The sequence below is a fragment of the Paenibacillus sp. JJ-223 genome, from assembly GCF_927798175.1.
GTDB classification, from domain to species: domain Bacteria; phylum Bacillota; class Bacilli; order Paenibacillales; family Paenibacillaceae; genus Paenibacillus; species Paenibacillus hubeiensis.
This window is the reverse complement of the sequence record NZ_CAKMMP010000001.1, coordinates 632,362-654,175: the sequence shown is the minus strand read 5'-3', so window position 1 is coordinate 654,175 and position 21,814 is coordinate 632,362. Positions and strand designations below refer to the sequence as shown.

At 46.4% G+C, this 21,814-nt stretch carries 17 protein-coding genes and 3 pseudogenes; 2 read left to right on the top strand and 18 right to left on the bottom strand.

Annotated elements, in window-relative coordinates:
* Window positions 1–127: 127 nt before the first annotated feature.
* Window positions 128–1,441, bottom strand: coding sequence for an extracellular solute-binding protein (locus tag L6H98_RS02735; RefSeq protein WP_236412674.1), 1,314 nt, complete (start codon window positions 1,439–1,441; stop codon window positions 128–130).
* A 346-nt stretch (window positions 1,442–1,787) separates the two neighbouring features.
* Window positions 1,788–2,210, bottom strand: coding sequence for a hypothetical protein (locus tag L6H98_RS02730; protein WP_236412672.1), 423 nt, complete (start codon window positions 2,208–2,210; stop codon window positions 1,788–1,790).
* Window positions 2,211–2,644: 434 nt separating this feature from the next.
* Between L6H98_RS02730 and L6H98_RS31235 the strand changes: the two genes are divergently transcribed.
* Window positions 2,645–2,779, top strand: a complete 135-nt coding sequence (locus L6H98_RS31235) for a hypothetical protein (protein ID WP_290371408.1) — start codon at window positions 2,645–2,647, stop codon at window positions 2,777–2,779.
* A gap of 180 nt (window positions 2,780–2,959) precedes the next feature.
* A complete protein-coding gene (locus L6H98_RS02725) occupies window positions 2,960–3,241 on the top strand; it encodes a prolyl oligopeptidase family serine peptidase (protein WP_236412670.1) in 282 nt (93 codons plus the stop codon).
* 157 nt (window positions 3,242–3,398) lie between these two features.
* Here L6H98_RS02725 and L6H98_RS02720 read toward each other — a convergent pair whose 3' ends face one another.
* From L6H98_RS02720 to L6H98_RS02645, 16 genes and pseudogenes are all read right to left on the bottom strand, one after another.
* The gene (locus L6H98_RS02720; protein ID WP_236412667.1) at window positions 3,399–4,379 is read right to left on the bottom strand and encodes a glycoside hydrolase family 5 protein; all 981 of its coding nucleotides are present in this window, start codon (window positions 4,377–4,379) and stop codon (window positions 3,399–3,401) included.
* A gap of 554 nt (window positions 4,380–4,933) precedes the next feature.
* On the bottom strand, window positions 4,934–5,506 hold the full coding sequence (locus L6H98_RS02715) for a DUF6609 family protein (protein WP_236412666.1): 573 nt from the start codon (window positions 5,504–5,506) through the stop codon (window positions 4,934–4,936).
* Between the two features lie 213 nt (window positions 5,507–5,719).
* Window positions 5,720–6,478 (bottom strand): SDR family NAD(P)-dependent oxidoreductase, encoded by a 759-nt coding sequence (locus L6H98_RS02710; RefSeq protein WP_236412664.1) that lies wholly within the window; start codon window positions 6,476–6,478, stop codon window positions 5,720–5,722.
* A 67-nt stretch (window positions 6,479–6,545) separates the two neighbouring features.
* The gene (locus tag L6H98_RS02705; RefSeq protein ID WP_236412960.1) at window positions 6,546–7,508 is read right to left on the bottom strand and encodes a transketolase C-terminal domain-containing protein; all 963 of its coding nucleotides are present in this window, start codon (window positions 7,506–7,508) and stop codon (window positions 6,546–6,548) included.
* Window positions 7,508–8,341, bottom strand: a complete 834-nt coding sequence (locus L6H98_RS02700; protein WP_236412662.1) for a transketolase — start codon at window positions 8,339–8,341, stop codon at window positions 7,508–7,510. The genes L6H98_RS02705 and L6H98_RS02700 overlap by 1 nt, the downstream gene beginning before the upstream one ends.
* A gap of 117 nt (window positions 8,342–8,458) precedes the next feature.
* Window positions 8,459–9,805, bottom strand: coding sequence for an MFS transporter (locus tag L6H98_RS02695; protein ID WP_236412660.1), 1,347 nt, complete (start codon window positions 9,803–9,805; stop codon window positions 8,459–8,461).
* 275 nt (window positions 9,806–10,080) lie between these two features.
* Window positions 10,081–10,791: a FadR/GntR family transcriptional regulator gene (locus tag L6H98_RS02690; protein WP_236412658.1), complete on the bottom strand. Its 711-nt coding sequence runs from the start codon at window positions 10,789–10,791 to the stop codon at window positions 10,081–10,083.
* A 194-nt stretch (window positions 10,792–10,985) separates the two neighbouring features.
* Window positions 10,986–11,867, bottom strand: a pseudogene (locus tag L6H98_RS02685) (glycoside hydrolase family 30 beta sandwich domain-containing protein); the annotation flags it as partial.
* Between the two features lie 24 nt (window positions 11,868–11,891).
* A pseudogene (locus L6H98_RS02680) lies at window positions 11,892–12,272 on the bottom strand (carbohydrate-binding protein); the annotation flags it as partial.
* Between the two features lie 9 nt (window positions 12,273–12,281).
* Window positions 12,282–12,659 (bottom strand): annotated as a pseudogene (locus tag L6H98_RS31340) (glycosyl hydrolase); the annotation flags it as partial.
* A 44-nt stretch (window positions 12,660–12,703) separates the two neighbouring features.
* Entirely contained in the window at window positions 12,704–13,624 is a 921-nt protein-coding gene (locus L6H98_RS02670) for a carbohydrate ABC transporter permease (protein WP_236412656.1), read from the bottom strand.
* A 15-nt stretch (window positions 13,625–13,639) separates the two neighbouring features.
* The gene (locus L6H98_RS02665) at window positions 13,640–14,581 is read right to left on the bottom strand and encodes an ABC transporter permease subunit (RefSeq protein WP_236412959.1); all 942 of its coding nucleotides are present in this window, start codon (window positions 14,579–14,581) and stop codon (window positions 13,640–13,642) included.
* Between the two features lie 137 nt (window positions 14,582–14,718).
* Window positions 14,719–16,395 carry an ABC transporter substrate-binding protein gene (locus L6H98_RS02660; protein ID WP_236412654.1) on the bottom strand — a complete coding sequence of 559 codons (1,677 nt, stop codon included), beginning with the start codon at window positions 16,393–16,395 and terminating at the stop codon, window positions 14,719–14,721.
* Between the two features lie 40 nt (window positions 16,396–16,435).
* Window positions 16,436–18,097 (bottom strand): ABC transporter substrate-binding protein, encoded by a 1,662-nt coding sequence (locus tag L6H98_RS02655; protein WP_236412653.1) that lies wholly within the window; start codon window positions 18,095–18,097, stop codon window positions 16,436–16,438.
* Between the two features lie 119 nt (window positions 18,098–18,216).
* Window positions 18,217–19,956, bottom strand: coding sequence for a sensor histidine kinase (locus L6H98_RS02650; protein ID WP_236412652.1), 1,740 nt, complete (start codon window positions 19,954–19,956; stop codon window positions 18,217–18,219).
* On the bottom strand, window positions 19,953–21,521 hold the full coding sequence (locus L6H98_RS02645; RefSeq protein ID WP_236412650.1) for a response regulator: 1,569 nt from the start codon (window positions 21,519–21,521) through the stop codon (window positions 19,953–19,955). The genes L6H98_RS02650 and L6H98_RS02645 overlap by 4 nt, the downstream gene beginning before the upstream one ends.
* Between the last annotated feature and the right edge of the window lie 293 nt (window positions 21,522–21,814).

Genomic DNA, 21,814 nt, shown 5'->3' with positions numbered 1-21,814 from the left:
CCTTTGAAATGAGAGATTCAGACGTAAACCCCCTCCCCTGAGGGGAAGGGGGCGATGGCTGCTCAACAATCATTATTGTGCAGTACTTGCATCGTTTTGCGTCTCACCAATACTCGGATCAGACTTCTTAGTTGCCAATAGCATTGGCTTGTGCAGCCTGAATTTTGGCCGCGATCTCTTCGGCTTTGCCGCCCATCAACAGTTCCTGCAGTCCGTTATTAATAACTTCTACCGTTGCAGACCCCAGCTTGGAATCGTAGACCGGGTTAATCTTCACTTCCTGCATTAAATCATACAGTTCCACGAACAAAGGATGTGCCTTGGATTTATCCAGATCAATGTTGTAGCTGACGAGCGTGCTGCTGTCCAGCGTAGCCTTCTGACCGTCCGGACCAGCCAGTGCGTAGAACAGCTCCATGGCGGCTTCTTTTTGGGCACCGCTCAGCTTCTTGCTTACACCCAGGCCGGTACCTACCACGCCAGAGGTTGTTCTTGCCTCCCCTTGGCCACCGTCCACGGGTGGAAGAATAGTAATATGCGTATTGTCCAATACCTCTGCAGGAGCGTTGTTCACCAGATTTGCCAAAGCCCATCCACCATTCATGACCATGGCTGCTTTCCCCTGAAAGTACAGCTGCATCATCTGTGTCTCGTCTATACTGTTAAAACCATCCTGGAAAGCTTTGTTGTTGCCAAGCTCCTGCATCTTATTTAGCGCTTCGATAAATTGCGGATCCGTAAAACTCGCTCCATCCTGGGCGACTGCCTTCAGAAACCAATCCGTGCCTGTAATCCGGTCAGCGAGTGTACTGAAGATCGTGGATTGTGCAACCCAGTTAGCCTTGTTCCCAAGCGCCATCGGAATTACCTTGTTCTCGTTAAATGTTGCAATAGCTTGCTCCAGCTCGGCCCAAGTCTCAGGAACTTTGACGTTATACTTTTTAAATAGTGCCTCGTTGTAATAAATGAATGAGCTTGGCGCCAGATTCATCGGCACGGAGTAGATCTTCCCGTCAACCGTGTAACCATCCAGTGCGTTCGGGATAAAATTGTCCCTCCACTCTGGCTTCGCGTCCAGCTCCGCATTAATCGGCTGCAGCAGATCGCCTTTTACAAATTCTTTCGTCATTGCATCAGGCCACATGACAAACAAGTCCGGCATTTCATTGGCAGCGGCCACCGTGCGGAGCCTTGTTCTGAGACCATCTGTAGGCAGGCCCTCATCGACCACTTCAATTTCTGGATGGGCCACGCGGAAATCCTCAATGATCTTGCGCATCGCTACCGCTTTTGCATCCTGTCCGGTCCAATTATGCCAGAGCGTAACCGTAACTTTATTGTTGCTGTCCGTTCCTTCCGACTGATCACTGCCACTGCAGGCGGCGAGTATCATTGAAAATAAGGCAATAGCCATACATCCCGAAAGCCATCTTTTTAACATTCCTTAATCCCCCTCGGCATTTTGAATACATTTATTGTAAATGATAACGCTATCATATCGTAAGGTGACGATCCACGGATGCAGGGGTGAAAAATATCGGATGCATGCTTACCAAGCGTTTCAATTAAAAAAGTCGCTAACTTAGCGACTTGGTAGGGTATTATTTACGATAATATGAAAGTGTAGCTGCTATCTCATAAGCCGCATTGACATCTTTTCCACCTATATCACAATGTGGTCCGCAAACCAAAGCAACATTCGTAACAGGTATGCTCAAATCAAATTCATCCAAAATTGTGAAGGTGTATATGTTATTTGCGGTTTATATAGCTTCATCTTCCAGAATTCAAACAATAGTTGCACAGTATCCTGTTTGCTTCCCTTTTTCAACGGCCTTGATATAACCATCAAAGTAATAAGGGATGTCATCTTCTTTTCCATTCTGAATTCTGCCTCTAACTTTATCGAATGCAAATATTGAAATTGAAAATTCAGGCTCACCTGTAACTAAAACGGGCTGCTCTCTTTCTTGTATCCAATAATACTTTCCACCGTAATTCCTTCTTGCCACTTCGAAAATGTAACTTCCAACCATCGAAGAAACAGAATCCAACGTATCATGATCCAATTCATACTCACATAATTCGTCAAGAATAACGTCTACTTCACGTAGACTGAGTACGCTAAAATCAAAGTTCCCTTTATCCGAGAAATTGTTTTTGAAGCTTTCTGCCGTTGAAATAATGTCTTGTTCTAATCTACTTTGCATAAATCTAACCTCCGCTCATACACCATTGCAAATTGAACTTACCTATATTGCCGGCATATCCCAATATATTATTTTCGCTTGTTCGTCCCCTAATCTATTCTCCAAACATTTCCGTTATCCTACCCGTTAGCTTGACTGAGATTTCAAGCAGACATTGTTTATATACATATTCTATCGGTAATTGGTACAGATAGTTTCATCTACAGAAGTACTGCCGCTCTCTTGAGATTCCGCATACCAATCGCCTACCAGTTTATAGAGATATTCCTTGAGAACATCTTCCTTTTTCTTCATAATTCCTGTAAAAAAAACGCGGCTTACCTGTCAATGATACATTTGTAACACCATAAAAGATACGTCTGTTGCATGAAGCTTGAAAAATGGATGCTTTATCAACTGCCTGGCACGAACAAAATGGAACGGAGATTAAGCAAATGACACTTATACAAAAACGCATCGTCATTCTGATTGTAGTGATGATCGTAGCTGCCATTTTGGGCTGGCTTGCGATGCGGGCATTTTTGAATCTTATGCTCGGCGGTGCACTTTTCGGTGGTAACTTCCTATGAAAAATAAAGAAAAAGCAGGAAAAAAGTATTGTGGGGATTTATTTATGTAGGTGCTTTCATTGTTGCATTTGTGGCTTCTGCAATTATCAAAATGACTTATAGCCCACTGTCAGGAGAAATGCAGGTGAATTGGAATGATTCCGTAGGTCGTGTTTATACGGATACTGGACTACCTACGGTTTGGATCAGAATCCAGAGGCAGGCTTATTCAGCATTATGTCTGGTAACCCTATTACCACAGATATGATAGGAACGGCAAGCTATGATGAAGCCATCAAAGATATTTCACCGTATATGTGGATTGATGAAAATGCTGTACCAACGCTGGCTGCCTATGGAAAATACGATAAGGTAGCTCCTTTTGGAACAGTTAAATATTTGATTAACGCATTGGAGAAAAACAACGTTCCCCATGATTACATTGAGTTTCCCCATTCCGGACACGGCCTGCAAAATATATAGAAAAGATGAATGAGTATCTGGAACGGTATATGGGAAGTGAATTCAAAGAATTTCGTTTTTAATATCTGCAAAAGAAACCGTTAAAAGCAAGGCATGACGTATAAAGTAACGTCATGGCCTTGCTGCATATGATCTATATAGGTTGGAGACTGGTTTCTTAAAAGATCCCTGCTTTTTCAGAGGTATTCTTGATGCCATACGTATCATTCACTACAGTGTTACCAAAACTGGTTAAACTTCCGTTAGGACCAGTAGCCATGTCCAGATATTGTAGACCTGAACCGTTTCCATACCAAGACCAGGCGAGCCATCCCACCCCTTTTTCATAACCATACTTCATGATGGCATATTCATCGACATCGCCGTTAGTGTGGTAGCCACCAAACTCTCCTATAATCAATGCCAAACCTTTGTTCAGCACGCTTTCCATATTGGATTTGACCGTTGCTGCATCTTTACCTGCATATTCGTACATGTGAATAGAAAACACCGTATTCTTCTGTGAGTCCGCAGCAAACACGCTTTGGCCGTAGTCTACAATGGATTGCGGATATTGTCCCCAGCCTGCTGCATCAACAATAAGTGTATTTTTAATCCCGGCATTTCTCAGTTTAGGAATTGCTTTTTTATAACCGTCAGCCCAAGAACTTCCGTTCCAAGTGCCATACCACTCATTTGCGATATTAACGATAACCCGGTCTTCCTTGCCAATCAGAGCTTCCTTGATACTGATCCAGTAGTTTACTGCAGCGTCTAACGAATTATAGTCATCCTTGCCTGTTGCATCATGCACTTCAAGAACAGCTATCATTTTGTTAGCGTTTACAACATTGATAATGTTTTTAACAGAATTAAGATCGTCTTTTGTATACTGTGTTCCGTTGGATAAAACAATACGCACCGTATTCGCACCTGTTTTTGCAATGGCAGGAATGGCCGTGTTCAGATCATCCTTAAACCAAGAATGCCCATGGTTAATCCCGCGCATGTAGAACGCCTTGCCTGTAGAGTCGTACAACTTGCCGTCACTTACATAAAAACCACTGGCTGCAGATGCTTTGGGCGCTGCACTTCCCAATATTACAAACATGAGGGAAGCAATTACTGTAAAGATTGTGCACTTTTGCAACTTAACCATTCGTTAGAACCTCCTAGTTTTTTTTATTTCAATTAACTTGCGTCAAGACAACAAGTTAATTAAAACCAACATATAAGTTATACAGAAGTGTATTTCCGCTTAAATAAATGAACATAATTACCTAATCGATTAAGTAATTTATTTTATGTTATTATGAAAACGCTTACTGGTCAATCTTTTTCTTCTTTTTATAAAATACAAATTAAATATTCCCTTTCTTATAGATTTACTTTCTGCACCTCGCCTCTCTTTTGATTTAATCAGAAGAGGCATCAACTGTGGAAATCGGTACAAGTTTTTGTCCTTTGCTCCGGAGACGAACTTGTACCGATAACATAAAAAAGCCGCTAAATAGCGACTTCAATGGGAAGATGTTCTTGCCCCTCAACATTAGGACATTCGCATTTACTAAGCATGGTTCTTTAATATTCAGATAATAGTACTCAGCAATGCTGACCTCCGTTCTTTCGAATGAAAGGGACCTAGAGAGCGAAGCTCTTGTAATTTTGGAGCAAAGCACTCCTTAATGAACTCACTTTATCGTTAGTAGTTAATTATGCTCCCAGGGATTTGTGCTCCACACTAACCGAAGGCTTGGAATAAAACAATAGATATAGTCCAACTCCTAGTTTGGTAGCTCCATCAAGAATTCCGAAATAAAGGAAGGGTACGGGCTGAAGCAGCATCCCAACTATAGCAATTACTGTACAAACCATTCCAAGGATAATCATGGACTTTCCGTGAACGTAATAAAATATAAAGAAATGAATCCCCGTTGCAAGAAGTGCCCCGAGCCAGATCATCCGCCAATCCAGGCTTGGAAAAAACGGACCTGCGATCAAAAATATGAGAACAAAAAGAGCGATCACCCCAATATTCCCCACCCGATCCTGAAAAGATGCGCTTGGCCCCTGAGATAATCTTCGATGGACACTCGAATTTAAAAATGAAATATAGAAACCAATAAAGTATCCGGTCATAAAAATGAAAGGATTTAAATAGTATTCTCCTCCAAATAACGTTGATACAATGATGACGGTTCCGATGATGGTCAGCCACAAACCACAGACTCGTTTCTGGTTAAATTGCAATGGAACTTCACGATCATATCCTAGTTTTTGAAGCATACCCGCCTCCTGGAAAAGATATAGTGGAGCTGTTTGGAGCATAGGCTCAATTCAAGTTATTCTGCGTGGGTGCTCAACGTTCCTGCCAGTTCCTTGGACAAAAGCAGCCGACCACATTGATCGGCTGCTTTTTTGCTTTTACTGTGCTATTGTTTCCCCTGCGTTAAACTTCCTTAAACCATCTTAAAACCTTGTATATCATAAGCCAGTCTTTCAATCCATATGCGAGCCACCGTTAATATCGATTTCCTCTCCTGTAATATAGGACGCCTGACTTGAGGCCAGGAAAGCGATGGCCGACGCAATTTCTTCGGTTTCTCCCGGACGTCCCATTGGAATGCTTGCGATGACTTCTTTCGCCGTATCCTCATCAAGCGATTTCCAAATGTCGGTATTCACAAGCCCTGGTGCGATGCAGTTCACCGTAATGCCGTTCGCAGCCACCTCGCGGGCGAGGTTTTTAGAGAATCCAAGCACCGCTGCCTTCGAAGCCGAGTAATGGGCCCCACCGAAGACGCCGCCGCCACGTTTCGCGGATACGGACGACAAGCTGATGATCCGGCCATATCCCTGTTTTTTCATCTGCCCCAGCACCGCCTGGGTGCACAGGAACAAGCCGAACATGTTTACGTTGAATACGCGTGTGATGTCTTCCAGCGTCATTTCTTCAACGGTTGTTTTTTGGGAAATTCCCGCATTGTTCACTAGAATGTCAATTCTACCGAAATGCCGGATTACTTGCTCCACCATGGCCCGGTTTGATTCCTCGCTGGTTACATTCAGTTCGATGCCGATGGCTTCCCCGCCTTGGGCACGGATTGCGTCCACCGTCTCCTGAATTCCTTCTTGATTGATATCCGCGATGACCAGCTTCGCGCCTTGCTTGGCCAATGTCAAAGCGATCGTGCGACCGATTCCCCGTTTTGAACCGCTTCCTGTGACGATTGCTACTCTGTTATTCAATTCAAACATGAGACTAACACTCCTTTTAATTTTATGATTCAAACCCGCTGGGTTCGATGGATCCGGCATGGGTCGCTTAACGGTTGTTTTTCACCAGGGATTGCGCCGTGTGCACAATGTTCTCCACCGTAATCCCGTTCATTTCAAGAAGCTTCTCATAAGGAGCAGACTCCCCAAACTTATCCTGTACACCGATTCTGCGGACGATGGCGCCTCCTTCCTCGGCGACCACTTCGCTCACGGCGCTGCCTAGCCCGTTTAGAATGTTGTGGTCTTCCACCGTAATAATCCGTCCGGTACGCAAGCAGTCCACCACGGCTTCGCGATCAAGCGGTTTAATTGTATGCATGTCAAGCAATTTTACGGACACGCCGGATTGTTCGAGAATTTCCGATGCTTCCAAAGCCAAATGGACCGTATCGCCGTTTGCAATGATGGCGATATCATTTCCGTCTTTCAGTCTTTTTGCTTTTCCGATCTCGAATTCATCGTCCTCGCCGTAGATGACCGGAATGGTATCACGCGTAAAACGGAGGTAAACCGGTCCATAGTGTTCCGCGGCCTTAGCAACCAACTTGCGGGTGGAAGCATAGTCCGCGCCCATAATAACCGTCATGTTCGGTATGGTGCGAAGGACGCCCATGTCCTCAATCGCTTGATGGCTTCCTCCGTCGTTGGCTGGGGTCAAACCGCCATGGGAGCAGGCGATTTTTACATTCAAGTGTGGATAGCATACCTCTTGTCGAATCTGTTCCGCCATGCGCAGCGAACCAAACACCGCATACGTACTAATAAAAGGAATTTTTCCGGTGGTCGCCAGCCCGGCTGCAAGGCCTGCCGCATTTTGCTCGGCAATCCCAACGTTAATATGCTGATTCGGAAGTTGGTTGGCAAACTCCGTCGTTTTGCACGATTTGCCGATGTCGATGTCCACAACGTAAATATTTTTGTTTTGTTTGCCAAGTTCCAAAATTTCATGTCCAAATGCGTCACGAGTCGCAATTTTCTTAACGGTTGCTTCACTTTTTGGTGTACTCATCATTTTAGCCCTCCCGCAAGTTCTTCCATGGCTTGCTTATACTCGGCTTCCTTCGGGGCGGCGCCATGCCAGCCGCATACGTCCTCCATGAACGAAACGCCTCTTCCTTTGACCGTGTTGCAGACGATGCAAATCGGTTTCCCATGCTTGAGATCCCTTATTTCGTCCAACGTATCTACGATCAGTCCCATGTCATGTCCGTCGATTCTTCTCGTATCGAAACCAAATGCTTTAAATTTTTGCTCCAGGTCCAAGTTCGGCATAATCTCGTCGCAAGTTCCGTCGATTTGAAGATTGTTGTCGTCCACAAAAACGATCAGGTTATCCAACTGATATTTGTTCGCCGTTTGCGCCGCTTCCCAGATCTGCCCTTCCTGACACTCCCCGTCGCCGAGCATCGCGAACACCCGGTATGATTTGCCGTCCCTTTTGCCCGCGATCGCCATGCCTACCGCGCAGGAGAGGCCTTGACCTAAAGAACCTGTCGAAATATCAATTCCTGGACATTTTTTCATATCGGGATGTCCCTGGAACGGCGATCCATACTTACGAAGCGTATGCACGTTTTCGAAGGGAACGAACCCTCGATGAAGCAAGGCAGCATACTGGATTGGACACACATGCCCTTTCGATAATACAAAACGATCACGGTCCTCCCATTTCGGATTCAGTGGGTCAATATTCATTTCGTTGAAATACAGCGCGGTTACGATATCCGCAGCAGACAACGATCCGCCCGGATGCCCGGATTGAGCCTCGTAAATCATCGTAAGTGCAGTTTGTCTCAGTTCGATTGCTTTTTGTTTAAGCTCGTCGACCTTAAATTTTGTCATTGTGCTCACCTCATTTTATGATTATATACCGATTTGTCATGTTGTCTACTTGTATCCTAAGTTATTGTAAAAAAAACGAGTATTTAGATCCTTTCTTATACTCATTTTTTAAAAACATTAGCCGACCTTACTCGAGCTTGCACGATCCAACGATGTTCCTGAATGGATTTTATGGCTTTTGCCCGTTTGCTTCACCAAGAAGATGATAATTGCAGCGCTTACAATCATGCTGATCCCCAGCACAGTCAAACCGAGATTATGACTGCCTGTCATGTCATTCACAAATCCAACGAAGTATGGCCCGAAAAACCCGCCAAGGTTTCCAATACTGTTGATCAAAGCAATCGCTCCGCCAGCGGCTGCTCCCGTTAGGAAAGATGGCGGGATTGCCCAGAACGGAGAGTATGCGCCGAATGCTCCGCAAAGGCTAACCGTTAGAAGTGCAAACGAACCGACTAGGCTGAATTCCGACACGTACAAGCTGGCTATCATTGCAATGGCACTTATCGTCAGGCAGCCGGCAACGTGAAACTTTCGCTCATTCTTTTTGTCCGAGCTTTTTCCCACCAAATACATGACAACCATGGCACAAAGATACATGCAGCCTAGCAACCAGCCGATGCTTTGCAGACTCCATCCGGTCGTTTCGGTTAGTCCTCTTGAAATGGTTGGCAGGAACATATTAATGCCGTAATATCCGAACATCCAGAAGAAGTAGCCGATCGCCAAAACAAGAACATCTTTGTCCCGCAACACTTCAAGAAACGTTGGTTTTTTCACTTTTTGCTTCTCCAGCGCCTCTTTGCGGGTCACATCCAGCAGCCAAGTTTTCTCATCACCGGTCAGCCACTTGGCGTCTTCAATGCGATCCGTCAGGTAGTAATAACAAATGATGCCCAGAATCACTGCCGGAACCGCTTCCAAAATAAATAGCCACTGCCAACCGGAAAGTCCAAACCATTCAATCTGCAAAAGAAACGTCGATAACGGGGAACCGATTGCGTTTGCGGCCGGAATGGCGATCATGAAACCGGCGATGGCTTTCGCGTGGTGTTTGGATTGATAGAATCCACTAAGATAATGAACCATACACGGATAAAAGCTGGCTTCGGCAACGCCGAGCAAGAAGCGAACGATATAAAACTGGATCGGGGTCTGAATGAACGCCATGACGACCGCCATGATCCCCCATGTAATCATGATCCGGCTGATCCAGCGCCTTGCACCAATCTTGGACATCATCGCGCTGCCTGGAACCTCCAACAAGAAGTACCCCAGAAAGAAAATTCCTGCACCGAAACCGTACACCGCCTCGGAAAAACCGAGTTCTTCATTCATTCGCAAGGCAGCAAAGCCGATGTTTACCCGGTCCAGAATCGAAATTGCGAAACATAAAAACAAAAAAGGGATCAATCGCATCGTTACTTTACGAACTGTAGATTTCTCAAGCTGAAGTAGATCCATAAGAAAATCCTCCCATTAATTAATACGAATCCATTTTTGATTTAAACGCTTACAATTTGGTTCGAAAATGGATACCATATCTTCCATTGCAGAGTTTCCAATAGTTAATTTGCTTCACCTCCAATTGATTTGTAATCTTGTAAACTTGTATCCTAAGTTAACTTGTCTAGAATATAACAAGTTCATTTTTAATTGTCAATAACTGATTATAAAATTTTTAAAGAATAAACATAACAAAAATCCCTATGCCTTTACCTTATGCATAGGGATTTTTGTTAATCTTTCCAATAACGATCATAAAGATTTTGCATATGCTCCGTCATCAGCCTGGCAGCGGTATCCTCTTCTTTTTGCTCAATAGCATTAATGATTTCCTGGTGCTCTTTAAAATTAGTGTCTCTATAGTCCGGACGGGTTACTGTCCGATCCCGAATAAATCTCCACATTTCCTGCTGTTTCATTGCTTGGGTAATCACAGTCATAAACTGAATATATAGATCATTGTGCGAAGCTCGAGCAATTTCCATATGCAATCGTTCATCGGTTTCAGGCACATAGTGTCCTTTCGAAGTTTCGGACTCCATCTGTTTGATCGTTTCTCGAAGAAGAAGGATTTCTTCTTTGGTAGCCCTTTGAGCCGCCATTCTGGCAATGAGCGGTTCAATGCTCATTCTCGCTTCGACAATGTCCTCTGGAGACACCGAGTTTATTAACGATTCGTCGGTAAGCGACTCATCCTGTGCGACAATGCTTTTGACGTAGACACCTTCACCTTGTCTGGAATAAATGTACCCTTTCATCTCCAATGCACTCAGTGCTTGTCTTATAGGAGCACGGCTTACTCCAAATTGCGCACACAATTCACGTTCCGTTGGAAGCTTGTCTCCGATTTGAAACGTACCGGATTGTATCTCGGAAAGAATCTGATCATAAATCTGAATGTACAGTTTGTTGCTGGATACGCGATTGAATTGTATTGTAATCATCTCCCTCTTTCAGCTCTACTTGCATCATATCAATAAATATTATATAAATTAGAGTCTTGTTAGACAACATAATGTAAGACAAATGTGCAGAATAACATATCGTATCGTGAAGCCCTGAGTACTCCGCTATACCATAAAAGCCAAACAAGCTGCCTGTAGGCAGCTTGTTCAAGTACATTCACTCCATATGATTATTAAGGCTGAATGACAAATGTCGTTACGCTCTGGGCTGGAAGGTTTGCCGTAAATCCATTGCCGGATATCTGGAGTGAGGAGCCTGCCGCCAGATTGCGCGTGCTATCCGTGATCCAGGAGGATACGGCGGATCCCTTTACATTTTTCACCTTGAACCGCTGATTCACGTCCGATGTATTTTTGTTAATAGCGACAATGACGATCTTGTTGTTGTCTCCCTTGTACGCCGAGACATACACGCCGTTCGCCGGATTTTTGGTTGCATCTACCCTGACGTCTCCAGGACGGATGAATTTGGAGTAATGAGCCATACTGTAGCCGCGTTTGCTAATGGTTCCGTCTTCCTTGATCGGACCATAATGTCTGCGAATATACCACCATACATAAGCCTGGAAGTTCCCTTCAACCATGGCGTTATACATGTGCTCCGCAACACCCAACGCCTCCGGCCAGCGATCTGCCGAGTCGGTTTCGCTGTTTGGATAGTAGACTTCGGTCATCCATAGCTCCTTGCCTGCACCCTTTTGCTCGTACAATGGATATGGAAAATCACTGTATTGTGTGCCATACGTATGTGCTCCGAGAATATCGAGATTGGCGAGCGCTTGTGGATCATTTAAAATCGGATCCGACATTTGTTTCACATAGGAGAAGGACTCCGGCGCAATGACCCTGTTGTTGATCGAGCCTGCATTTTCTTTCATGAATCGCAGCATCTCCTCCGGAGACCACCAGGTCCAGTCATGGGCGTAATCCGGCTCGTTCTGGACGGAAATGGCATACAGGTTCACGCCGTTATTTTTCATAAACGTATCGAACTCATTCAAATACTGTGCGTAGGCATCATACTTGTCGTATTTGAGCCGTTTGGCCTGTGTGTCCTGAACATAAGCCGTCACATTGATATTGTCGATGTTCGGTCCTCCTGTTCCCGTGGACACCAGCTTTAAGGTACTCGTTCCATTGACCATCGGAACCTGAATCGATTTTTCCTTCCACGTATCCCCGCTGCCCGTGGCTTCAAAAGGAACATTGCTAAGTTCTAATGTACCGTTCACATATACATCCAGATTACTCGTCCCTGACGGAAGCGAATAACGAATCTTTACGTTTTTGGTGCCTGTGCTGCCAATCAGGATCGTATTCCACAGAACAGCCGAGCCGCTCGCATTTTGAAAATGAACATAACCCGTTCCCGTATAGCCTGAAAATGAATTCGCTACCGCTGCTCCGGTCAACGTTGTCGTTGATTCGGCTTCATACGTCGAACCGTTGCCCGAAGTCATGCCAAGCGTGAAGGTTTCCGTCATGTCACTCGGCGGATTCCATGGAGAGGCGAATACAATCGCCCCGTGTTCAATCGCTTTTTTGGCCGTTTCCACTTCCCGCTGCCAATTGTTTTTGTTTTCGTCGATCGGGATACGCAGCACAGAGAAGCCCAGCTGATTCGCACCATTGCCAAAAGCCGTTTCTCTTTCTGCTGCGGTCAGATCACCAATCCAGCCCGAATGTGTCATTCCGCCAAAACCACGAATAACCTGTTTTTGCGAAGAGACATTAATGACGACATCGTTAGCTGCCATCACTTTGGAAGCCGCGGGCACAAAAAACAAGGGCAAAGCTGTCGCCACAGCCAGTACGGTACAGAACGATTTTTTCATGAAAGTATTCACGCATTCTCATCTCCCGACGTTCATGATTTGTACGAATTCAATGCTTACCCCTTCACACCTCCAATCGTCATCCCCTGTACGAAGTATTTCTGGAGGAACGGGTACACCATCAGAATCGGAACACTGGCTATGATGGTCATGGTGGCCCGAATAGAAGTCGGCGTAACAGCAACCCCGCTGTTCTCGGCCGACTGGTATGCATCACTTGCCGATGAGGTTGCCGCAGTCGTCGATGTCTGCAAAATCTTCATTAATTCATATTGCAGGGTGCTGAGTTCCTTGTTGGATGAATTGTACAGAAATACGTCGAACCAGGAATTCCACTGACCTACAGCCACAAAGAGTGATACCGTTGCCATTGCCGGAATGGTTAAGGGAAGGACAACACGGATGAATGTCGTAAACTCCCCTGCCCCGTCAATGCGAGCTGACTCGAGAATGCCCTCAGGCAACCCTTCGATAAACGAGCGAATCACGATCATGTTGAACACTCCAATCACCCCGGGAATGATATAGACCCAGAAGGAGCCAATCAGCCCGAGATCACGAATCAACAGATACCCTGGAATCAGCCCTCCGCTGAAGTACATCGTAAATACAAAGAACATGGTCACAAACTTGCGAAGTACAAATTCCTGCCGACTGAGCGTATAGGCAAGCATGGCGGTACAGAAAACGGACACGATCGTCCCGATGATCGTACGAAGCGCCGAGATAAGCGTGGCATGGTAGATGTCGGATTCCCCAAAGATATATTTGTAATTATCCAGTGTCCACACACGGGGCCACAGATAGATCCCCCCGCGAATGGCGTCGTTGGCGTCATTGAGGGAAACGGCTATCATATTGAGAAAAGGGTAGATCGTGACAATCATCAAACAGACCATAAATATGATATTAAATGCATCAAACGCCCGGTCCCCGGCGCTGCTGTTCCGCAAGCGGGATGATTTTGCTTTTGGCATGGTCTAGGCCTCCTCTTAGAATAATCTGCTTTCTCCCATTTTTTTCGCAATGTAGTTGGCGGTGAAGAGGAAGATGAAGCTGACCACGGTCTTGAAAATACCTGCCGCTGTACCCAAGGAGAAGTTCCCCATTCCGAGACCATACTTCAGTACAAAGATATCCAGGTTTTCTGAATAATCCATATTCATTCCGTTGCCCAGCAAGTATTGAGGTTCAAATCCGGATTCCAGGATGCTGCCCATATTCATAATGAGCAAAATAACGATAACCGGCTTCAAGCCTGGCAGCGTAATATACAGCATGCGTTTGAAGCGGCTGGCTCCGTCAATCTCCGCAGCCTCATACTGGGCAGGATCAATCGCCGTGATTGCCGCCAGATAGATGATGGTGTTCCAGCCAACGTCTTTCCACACCTCGGTAGCGCCCAGTATGCCCCAGAAATACTCCCCTTTCCCCATCCACAACACCGGACTGTCGATCAGGTGAAGCTTCATGAGCAGCAGATTGATAATGCCGTCTGGTGACAATACGGTCAGGACGATGCTCGAAGCGACAACCCAGGAAATAAAGTGAGGCAGATAGCTGACCGTTTGCACAAAACGTTTAAAAATGATATTCTTCAGCTCATTTAACAAAAGCGCCAGCGTAATTGCGGTAACAAACCCAAGCACCAGTTTGATCGAACTCATGACAAGCGTATTTCGCAGCACCCGATAGAAGGTATGATCCTCAAAGAGGGTCTGAAAATGTTTCCATCCCACCCACTGCTGATCCGCAAAGGCTCTGGCCGGCTTGAAGTTCTGGAAAGCCATCGTCCAGCCCCATAATGGCAAATACTTGAAGACAAACGCCCAGACGACAAAAGGAATACACATCCAGGCCAGCGTTCGTTGCTGCACAAGTCGTTTCCAAAAAGAGGTTGCTATGGTTCCCTTCGGGCCGGAAGCCGGCGGCATAGATTGAAGAGATGCATTCGGTTTCTCCACGATGCAGATGCTCCTTTCCCATGCTGTTATTCATGCGCGGAAAAGCCTGGTTAACAGGTAGTCAACGTCTTCTCCAGCGCACGTAACAGTTTGTTTTGACCATCAATTTACCATTTGCCTGCAATCCGGTTTTGGACAATCCCGGTGATGGTTTTCTCGTAGCCTGCTTTGTCCAGCTTGTTCAATTCGGTCATGTAGGCATTCCACAGATTGTCGAAGTTCGCTGGTGTACCCAGGATCATCTCGGGCAAATATTTACGCTGCAAATCATCCGATTTCGTTGTAAAAATCTGTTCCGGTGAGCCCTGCTCCAGTGCAATGGACCATGCCGGGAACCACGGACGCTCTTCCGGCTTGTTGAATAGTTCACTAAAGGTCTGGATGCCGTAGGCTTCTAGGAATTTCTTATCTCCTTCGGTGTATGTTGCCGCGACTACTTCAGGCTGATTCCCCGGACTGTATGCGTTTCCATCAGAGAGGGTGGATTCACCGCCATAGCGCGGCCAGTCTGTACCGAAATACGTAAAGCCGAATTTGCGGCTCAACTCCAGATCATCATGCATTTTCCGTTGATCATCGTTCGCATAATAGTAGCGGCCTTTTTCATCCACGCTGTAGGTTTCATCCTTGATGCCCCACTGTACCAAAATCTGATTCTCTTCTTTCAGCAAATTGTCAAAATACTTGATGATACGTACCGGGTCTTTGGCATTAACCGAAATTCCGGTTGCATAGTTGTTTACAAAGCCGGGAGGATCAATGTACTGATCCTTGATGCTCTTGTCAAAGACAATCGGAAGAGGTGCATAACGCTTCTCATCAATGCCCGCTGCAAGCAGGTTTTTGGAGGCATCCCCGATCTGCCAGCCATAGTTAAAATATCCGAGAACACGACCCGAAGTCAGTTTGGCCAGATATTGGTCCTTGTTCATCGTGAAGGACTCCGGATCAAGCATGCCTTTGGCGTTAATTTCGTTCAGCTTCTTGATCCACCGTTTCTGCTCATCGGTTCCGGCAACTACCTTGGCTTCATGGGTCTTCATATCGACCATAACGCTGCCGTCATTCGGATATCCAGCGAGGTGCATGGCTGGATTTTGCAGGGTGAAAAAGTTGTTGGCTACGCCCGCAAGGGATACAAAACCGATCGTTTCCGCTCCGTCAACGGTAGGATGTTTCTCCTTGTAGTCCTCGATCAGGTCGAAGTATTCGTCCAGCGTAGTTATCTTCGGATAGTCAAACTCCTTAAGCACAGAACGCTGAATCCAGAAGGCTCCCCCGCCTATATTGGGGCTGCCCGAGTATTCGCCCTGATTGGCCGTATACGGCAATGCATAGATTTTTCCGTCTTCCGCGTTTCTCATTTTGTCAAAGTACGGTCCATACACCTTCTTGATATTCGGTCCGTACTCCTCAATCAGATCATCCAGCGGAATGTAAGCTCCGGCATCCAGCAGCTTCGACATCTCTCCGCTGGAGCTGATGACATCCGGGTAGTCTCCGCTCGCAATCATGACGCCGGCCTTGGTCGCGCTGTCCCCAACCAGGTATTCCATTTTCCAGTCCACGCCCGTCTGTTCCTGCAAGGCCTTGCCAATCGTTGTTTCACTTGCCAAGGTGTCCTTCTTGCCCGAAGAGAACATGTAATAGGAGAATGTAACCGGACTGTTATCCTCTTCGCCTGCAGCTGCAGGCGCTGGGGTTGAATGGTTCGCGCTGCATCCTGCCAGCAAGGCGGTCAGCGTTACAGCCAAGCCTGCCTTTTTCAAAGTCGGTTTCAACATAAGCCCATCCCTCCAAAGGTATAATCTCAATCATTATGCATTACCACTTTCCTGCTGCACGGTCCTTTACAGCCTGTGTAATTGTAGCCTCGTACGTTTTCTTGTCCAATTGATTCAACTGGCCCATGTAATCATTCCAAGTATTTTCAAAAGCCGCTGGCGATTCCATGATCATTTTGGGCAGGAATTTTTTCTGAAGATCGTCTGCCTTCGTAATGAAAATCTGTTCAGGTGAACCCTGCTCCAGCGCAATGGACCATGCAGGGGACCAAGGGCGTTCATCCGGTGTGCTGAACAGCTCGGCAAACGTCTCTACGCCATACTTTTCCAGCAGCAGCTTGTCGCCGTCCGTGTAGCTGAAGGTAGCCACTTCGGGCTGATTGCCTGGGCCATAAGCATTCCCGTCCTTCAGCAAGGAGTTATTGCCGTATCGCGGCCAACTGTAGTTGAAATAGTCGAATCCAAACTTCTGGCTAAGTTCCGGATCTTCATGGTATTTGCGCTGCTCGTCATTTTCATAATAAAAGCGCCCTTCTTCATTCACGCTATACGTTTGATCCTGAATGCCCCACTGTACCAGAATCTGATTTTCTTCCTTGAGCAAATTGTCAAAATACTTGATGATTCGTACTGGGTCCTTGGCCTTGACGGTTATGCCTACACCATAGTTGTTCACAAAGCCCGGCGGATCGATATACTGGTCTTTGACAGTCTCATCGAACACGATCGGCAGCGCCACGTAACGCTTGTCATCGATTCCAGCCTTTTTGAGATTGCTTGTTGCGTCACCCACCTGCCAGGAATAACTGAAATATCCAAGCACCCGCCCGGAAGTCAGTTTGGCCAGATACTGATCCCGGTTCATCGTAAAGGATTCCGGATCGAACATGCCTTGTGCGTTCACCTCGTTCAACTTCTGAATCCATTGTTTCTGATAATCAGACCCGGCTACGAGTTTCGCTTCATGGCTCTGCATATCCACCATCACACTGCCATCATTCGGGTAACCTGCCAGATGCATGGCCGGATTTTGCAGGGTGAAGAAGCTGCTTGGTTCACCTGCAAGTGTGGCGAAGCCAATCGTGTCCTTGCCGTCAATCTGCGGATACTTCTGCTTGTAACGCTCAATCAAGTCGAAATATTCGTCCAGAGTGCGGATTTGGGGATAATCGAACTCTTTCAACACCGCACGCTGAATGTAAAATCCCGTCTGAAAATTGGGTTCTGATACATATCCGATGTTGGCTGTGTACGGGAAGAAGTAAATCTGACCATCTTCCTGCCTAAACTTGTCCATGTAGGGACCATATACACGCTTGATATTCGGTCCGTATTGCTCAATCAGCTCATCCAGTGGAATAAATGCACCTGCATCCATCAGCTTCGCCATCTCTCCACTGGAATCAATAATGTCCGGATAATCACCACTGGCAATCATGACACCTGCCTTGGTTGCACTGTCACCTACCAGGTACTCCATCTTCCAATCCACACCCGTTTGTTCCTGAAGCTTCTGGCCGATCGTGGTGCTGCTTGCCAGAATGTCCTTCTTTCCCCCGCCAAATGTAAAATACTTGAACGTAACCGGCGTATTGTCCTCGCTGTCTGGAGACGTTGCCTCCGGACTGGCTTTGTTGCAGCCAGCGAGCGTTAATGCGAGCAAGATAACCAGACCTGTGAACAAAGATTTCTTTCTAAACATGTGGTAGATGCCCCCCTTTGACGACCTTCGTATCGTGAAGCATCCTCAATATACCAAGATAGCGCTTACAATGTTACCCATGAAAGTGTACCTTCTGCTTAGAAAAGTATATTGTCCCCTCAGTCACCACGCATGCACCTTTCATTCAGCGGCAGCTTGATCCGGATCTGTGTCCCTTCACCTTCCCGACTGTGAATGGAGAACGTGAAGCAGTCACCGTAACACAGTCTCAAGCGGCTATATGCATTCTTCATGCCGACATGTTCCCCCATATCCGTGTTCTGATCCAGATACTTTAGCAGCTCTTCCAGCCTGGATGAAGACATGCCGATCCCGTTATCTTCGAGGCATATGTGAAGATGATCATCTTCTGCGGATACGGAGAGTTGAATCAGACCTTGACCCGGCGTGGACTCAATCCCGTGAATGCTCGCATTTTCTACAAACGGAAGAATAACCATCTTTGGAATTCGAACCATAATCACCGCAGGGGCTGCCTCAATCCGGTACTGAAGCTTTTCGCCAAAACGATACTGCTGAATCTGCAAAAAGCTGTCGATCAGTTCCAGCTCTTCCTTCACCGTCACATGCTGCTGGTTCCAGCTGATCGATTTCCTGAACATTTTAGCCATATGATGTACGATTTTGGCTGTTTCCTTCTCGCCTTTGATCAGGCTCCGCATCCGCACGGATTCGAGCGTATTGAACAGAAAATGAGGATTAATCTGACTGTGAAGCGCATGAAGCTGTGCCTGCTGCTGTTTAAGCTCCAGATCTTTCTTCTGAATGTCCGCCAGGTACACCTCATCGATCAAGCTGCGAATCGTCTCGGTCATCCGGTTGAATTCCGTCGTAAGCTGACCAATCTCGTCTCTCGCATTCTCAGGAGGGATGGTCTGAAAATTCTGCGTTTTTACTTTTTTCATATGTTTCAGAATGCGTACCAGTCTGACATGAATGGATCTGGACATCGCTGCAATGATGATCGAAGGCAATACAAAATTAATACAGGCCAGCCAGACAACAGAGGAACGAGATTTTCGAACCTCCCGCAGGACAATCTCTTCATCCATAACGCCTTGCAGCGACCAGCCTTCCAGGTAGTTAATACCGGAATAGATGCTTTCAAACCGAATCGTTTGGTTCGGAAAATGAATCTTGCTGTACAGCTCCCCAATCCGGTTTCCCTGCGTGTCAGGGTCATTGGAAAAGCGGATATGCCCTTCCGGATCTACCAGGTACACGCTTCCGTCAAAACCACTGTTGCGAAAATGTTCCTTGATGACATCCATATTGAAGTCTATTTTCAACAATTGTTCGATACCTCCCGTATCCAGATTATCGAGTCGCTGAACAAGGCTGAGTGTCTGGTCCGTGGCAATCAATGCCGGATAAGGGGCAGAGTATGCCCGAAATTGCTCATACCAGTTCGTTTTGCGCACAGCCGCCGTCAGCCGTTCAATGTACCCTGAGGATAAAATGGTTGGATTATCGGTGTATACCTGGTACCAGCGAATTCCCTGGCTGAGCTGTCCTGAAAATTCCCCTTTCAAATATGTATTGTAGGCCTGAATATATTCAAAATGACTGCCAAACGACCGGGACAATGTATCGTTAAACACAGGATCGGCATAGAACGAATACGATAAGGCCACTGCCTGATCAACCGTAACGCGCAGGTCATTCCTCAGATTGTTCATGGCGACACCAGCGTCACGCGTTTTCTGACTGCGGATATTCGCCGTGGTTACTTGATAGAAAACTACATTGGTAACCACGATGGGAATAAAAACAGACAGCACATACATGAGCAGCAGCTTGTCCCGAAGTTTCATGTAATTCAGATTCCACCGGATCATTGGACACCTCGCTGTCCATTTTCCTTCAGCAGATTACGGTAGGCTGTGGGTGACATCTTGACGATCTTCTCGAACTGGGTCACAAAATAATCGGCGTTCTGGAACCCTACGCGGGCGGCGACCTCATACATTCTCAGATCCGTTTGGCGAAGCAGCTTTTTCGCCTCCTGGATGCGCAGGTTCAGCAAATATTCATTGAAATATTGATCGTAGCTTTTGCGAAACAGACGGCCCAAGTAGACCGGATTCATATAAAACAGGGCCGCAATGCTTTTGAGACTGATGTTCTCGGTATAATGGGCATCAATGTATCGCTTAATCCTGCTGATATCCCCTTTGGATTGCTCCATCCGCAGCTGTGCGATGTACCCCTCTGCCTCCTTCAGGGCTGCCAGAAAAGCTTCCTTCAGCAGTTGCAAGCTCCAACCCTCATGACTTTGTTCTGCCAATGTCTTCAACCGCTGAAGCCCCGCGTCGGTTCCACCCATCTCATGAACGACCGCCAATATTCCCGTAATACAGCGCAGCAGAGAGCCGGTTACCGCTTGAGGGGAAAAGCGACGAGCATGAAAAAGCTCAAACATGTCATTTACAATCGCAAGGCACGCAGAGCGGTTCCGTTCCTCCAGACTCAGGATTAAGGGGTCAACATCTTCCTGATTCACATTAAACACATACAGAGACTTGTCCCTGATATCCGTATACCGCACAAAACCTCCTTGTTCTGCATATTTGTGCTTGGCCGCCTCTGCCGCTTCCTCATAAGACCTCGGAATTTCGCATATTTCATGTACAAGCGTGCCTGCATAGAAACCCGAATCTGCATGTAAATGTTCGCTCAGTTCCTTGTGGATGGCATGCAGTTTGTCTTCCACATGACGTTTCGAAATTTGTCCCTTCCATAACAGCATCAGACCAAATCTGCCGCGCTGCTCCTCCATGACGAAGATACTGAAACCATCCTCCTCCAATGGATGAAGACATTCGCGAAGTTGTTGAAGAGTCACTGTTCTCACTTCCAAACCCTGCTGCGGTTCAATCAGCGCAATCATCAAACTAGCCTGATGACTTATTCCAAGCATCTCGGCATATCGATGCTCTTCCGCCTTATGCACCTGGCCTTTGATCATGTTCTCCAGCATCAGGCTGCTGGCCTGTTCCTCTGGCAAAAAAACATGTTTGCGTTTCGTACGGATCAGGTTCGCCGCTTTTTGCAGCGTTGCTGTCATTTCTTCCTCATCGATCGGTTTCAGAATATAATCCTGAACCCCGTACCGAATAGCCTGCTGCGCATACTTGAAGTCGTGATAACCGCTAATAATGATGAATACGGGTTCCAGGTTCGGTGACTTCACCACGGAGCGAATCAGTTCCAACCCATCCAGAACAGGCATACGAATATCGGTAATAATTACATCCGGCTGCAGACACTCTGCCCTGTTCAGTGCTTCGAGACCGTTCTCCGCTTCTCCGGCAATCTCCATGCCGAGTCCGTGCCAGTCAATCAGTTCATGCATTCCTTTTCGAACAAACATCTCATCATCCACCAGCAATACCTTCAACATTCAATCGTCCCCTTCCCTAACAAAAAAATAAACCGAAGGCATCGTTATTACCTCTGCCGAATCCGACACAGCTCCTGCATTGCAAAGTTTGGAATTTGGTTCAGAAACGCCTTATCGGAAAACGTTTGCATTCTCTGATTCAATGTGCCAGCTGGTTTACAGTTTATAGATTGTTGCCTGTAAATTCATTGCACGAATCGTCCTATTGATTGCGCGAAATGACAACCGATTCACGCCCAAAAGCAAGTATAACGTGTCTCAGATTCGTTACATTTTCAAATAGGCGAAATTGC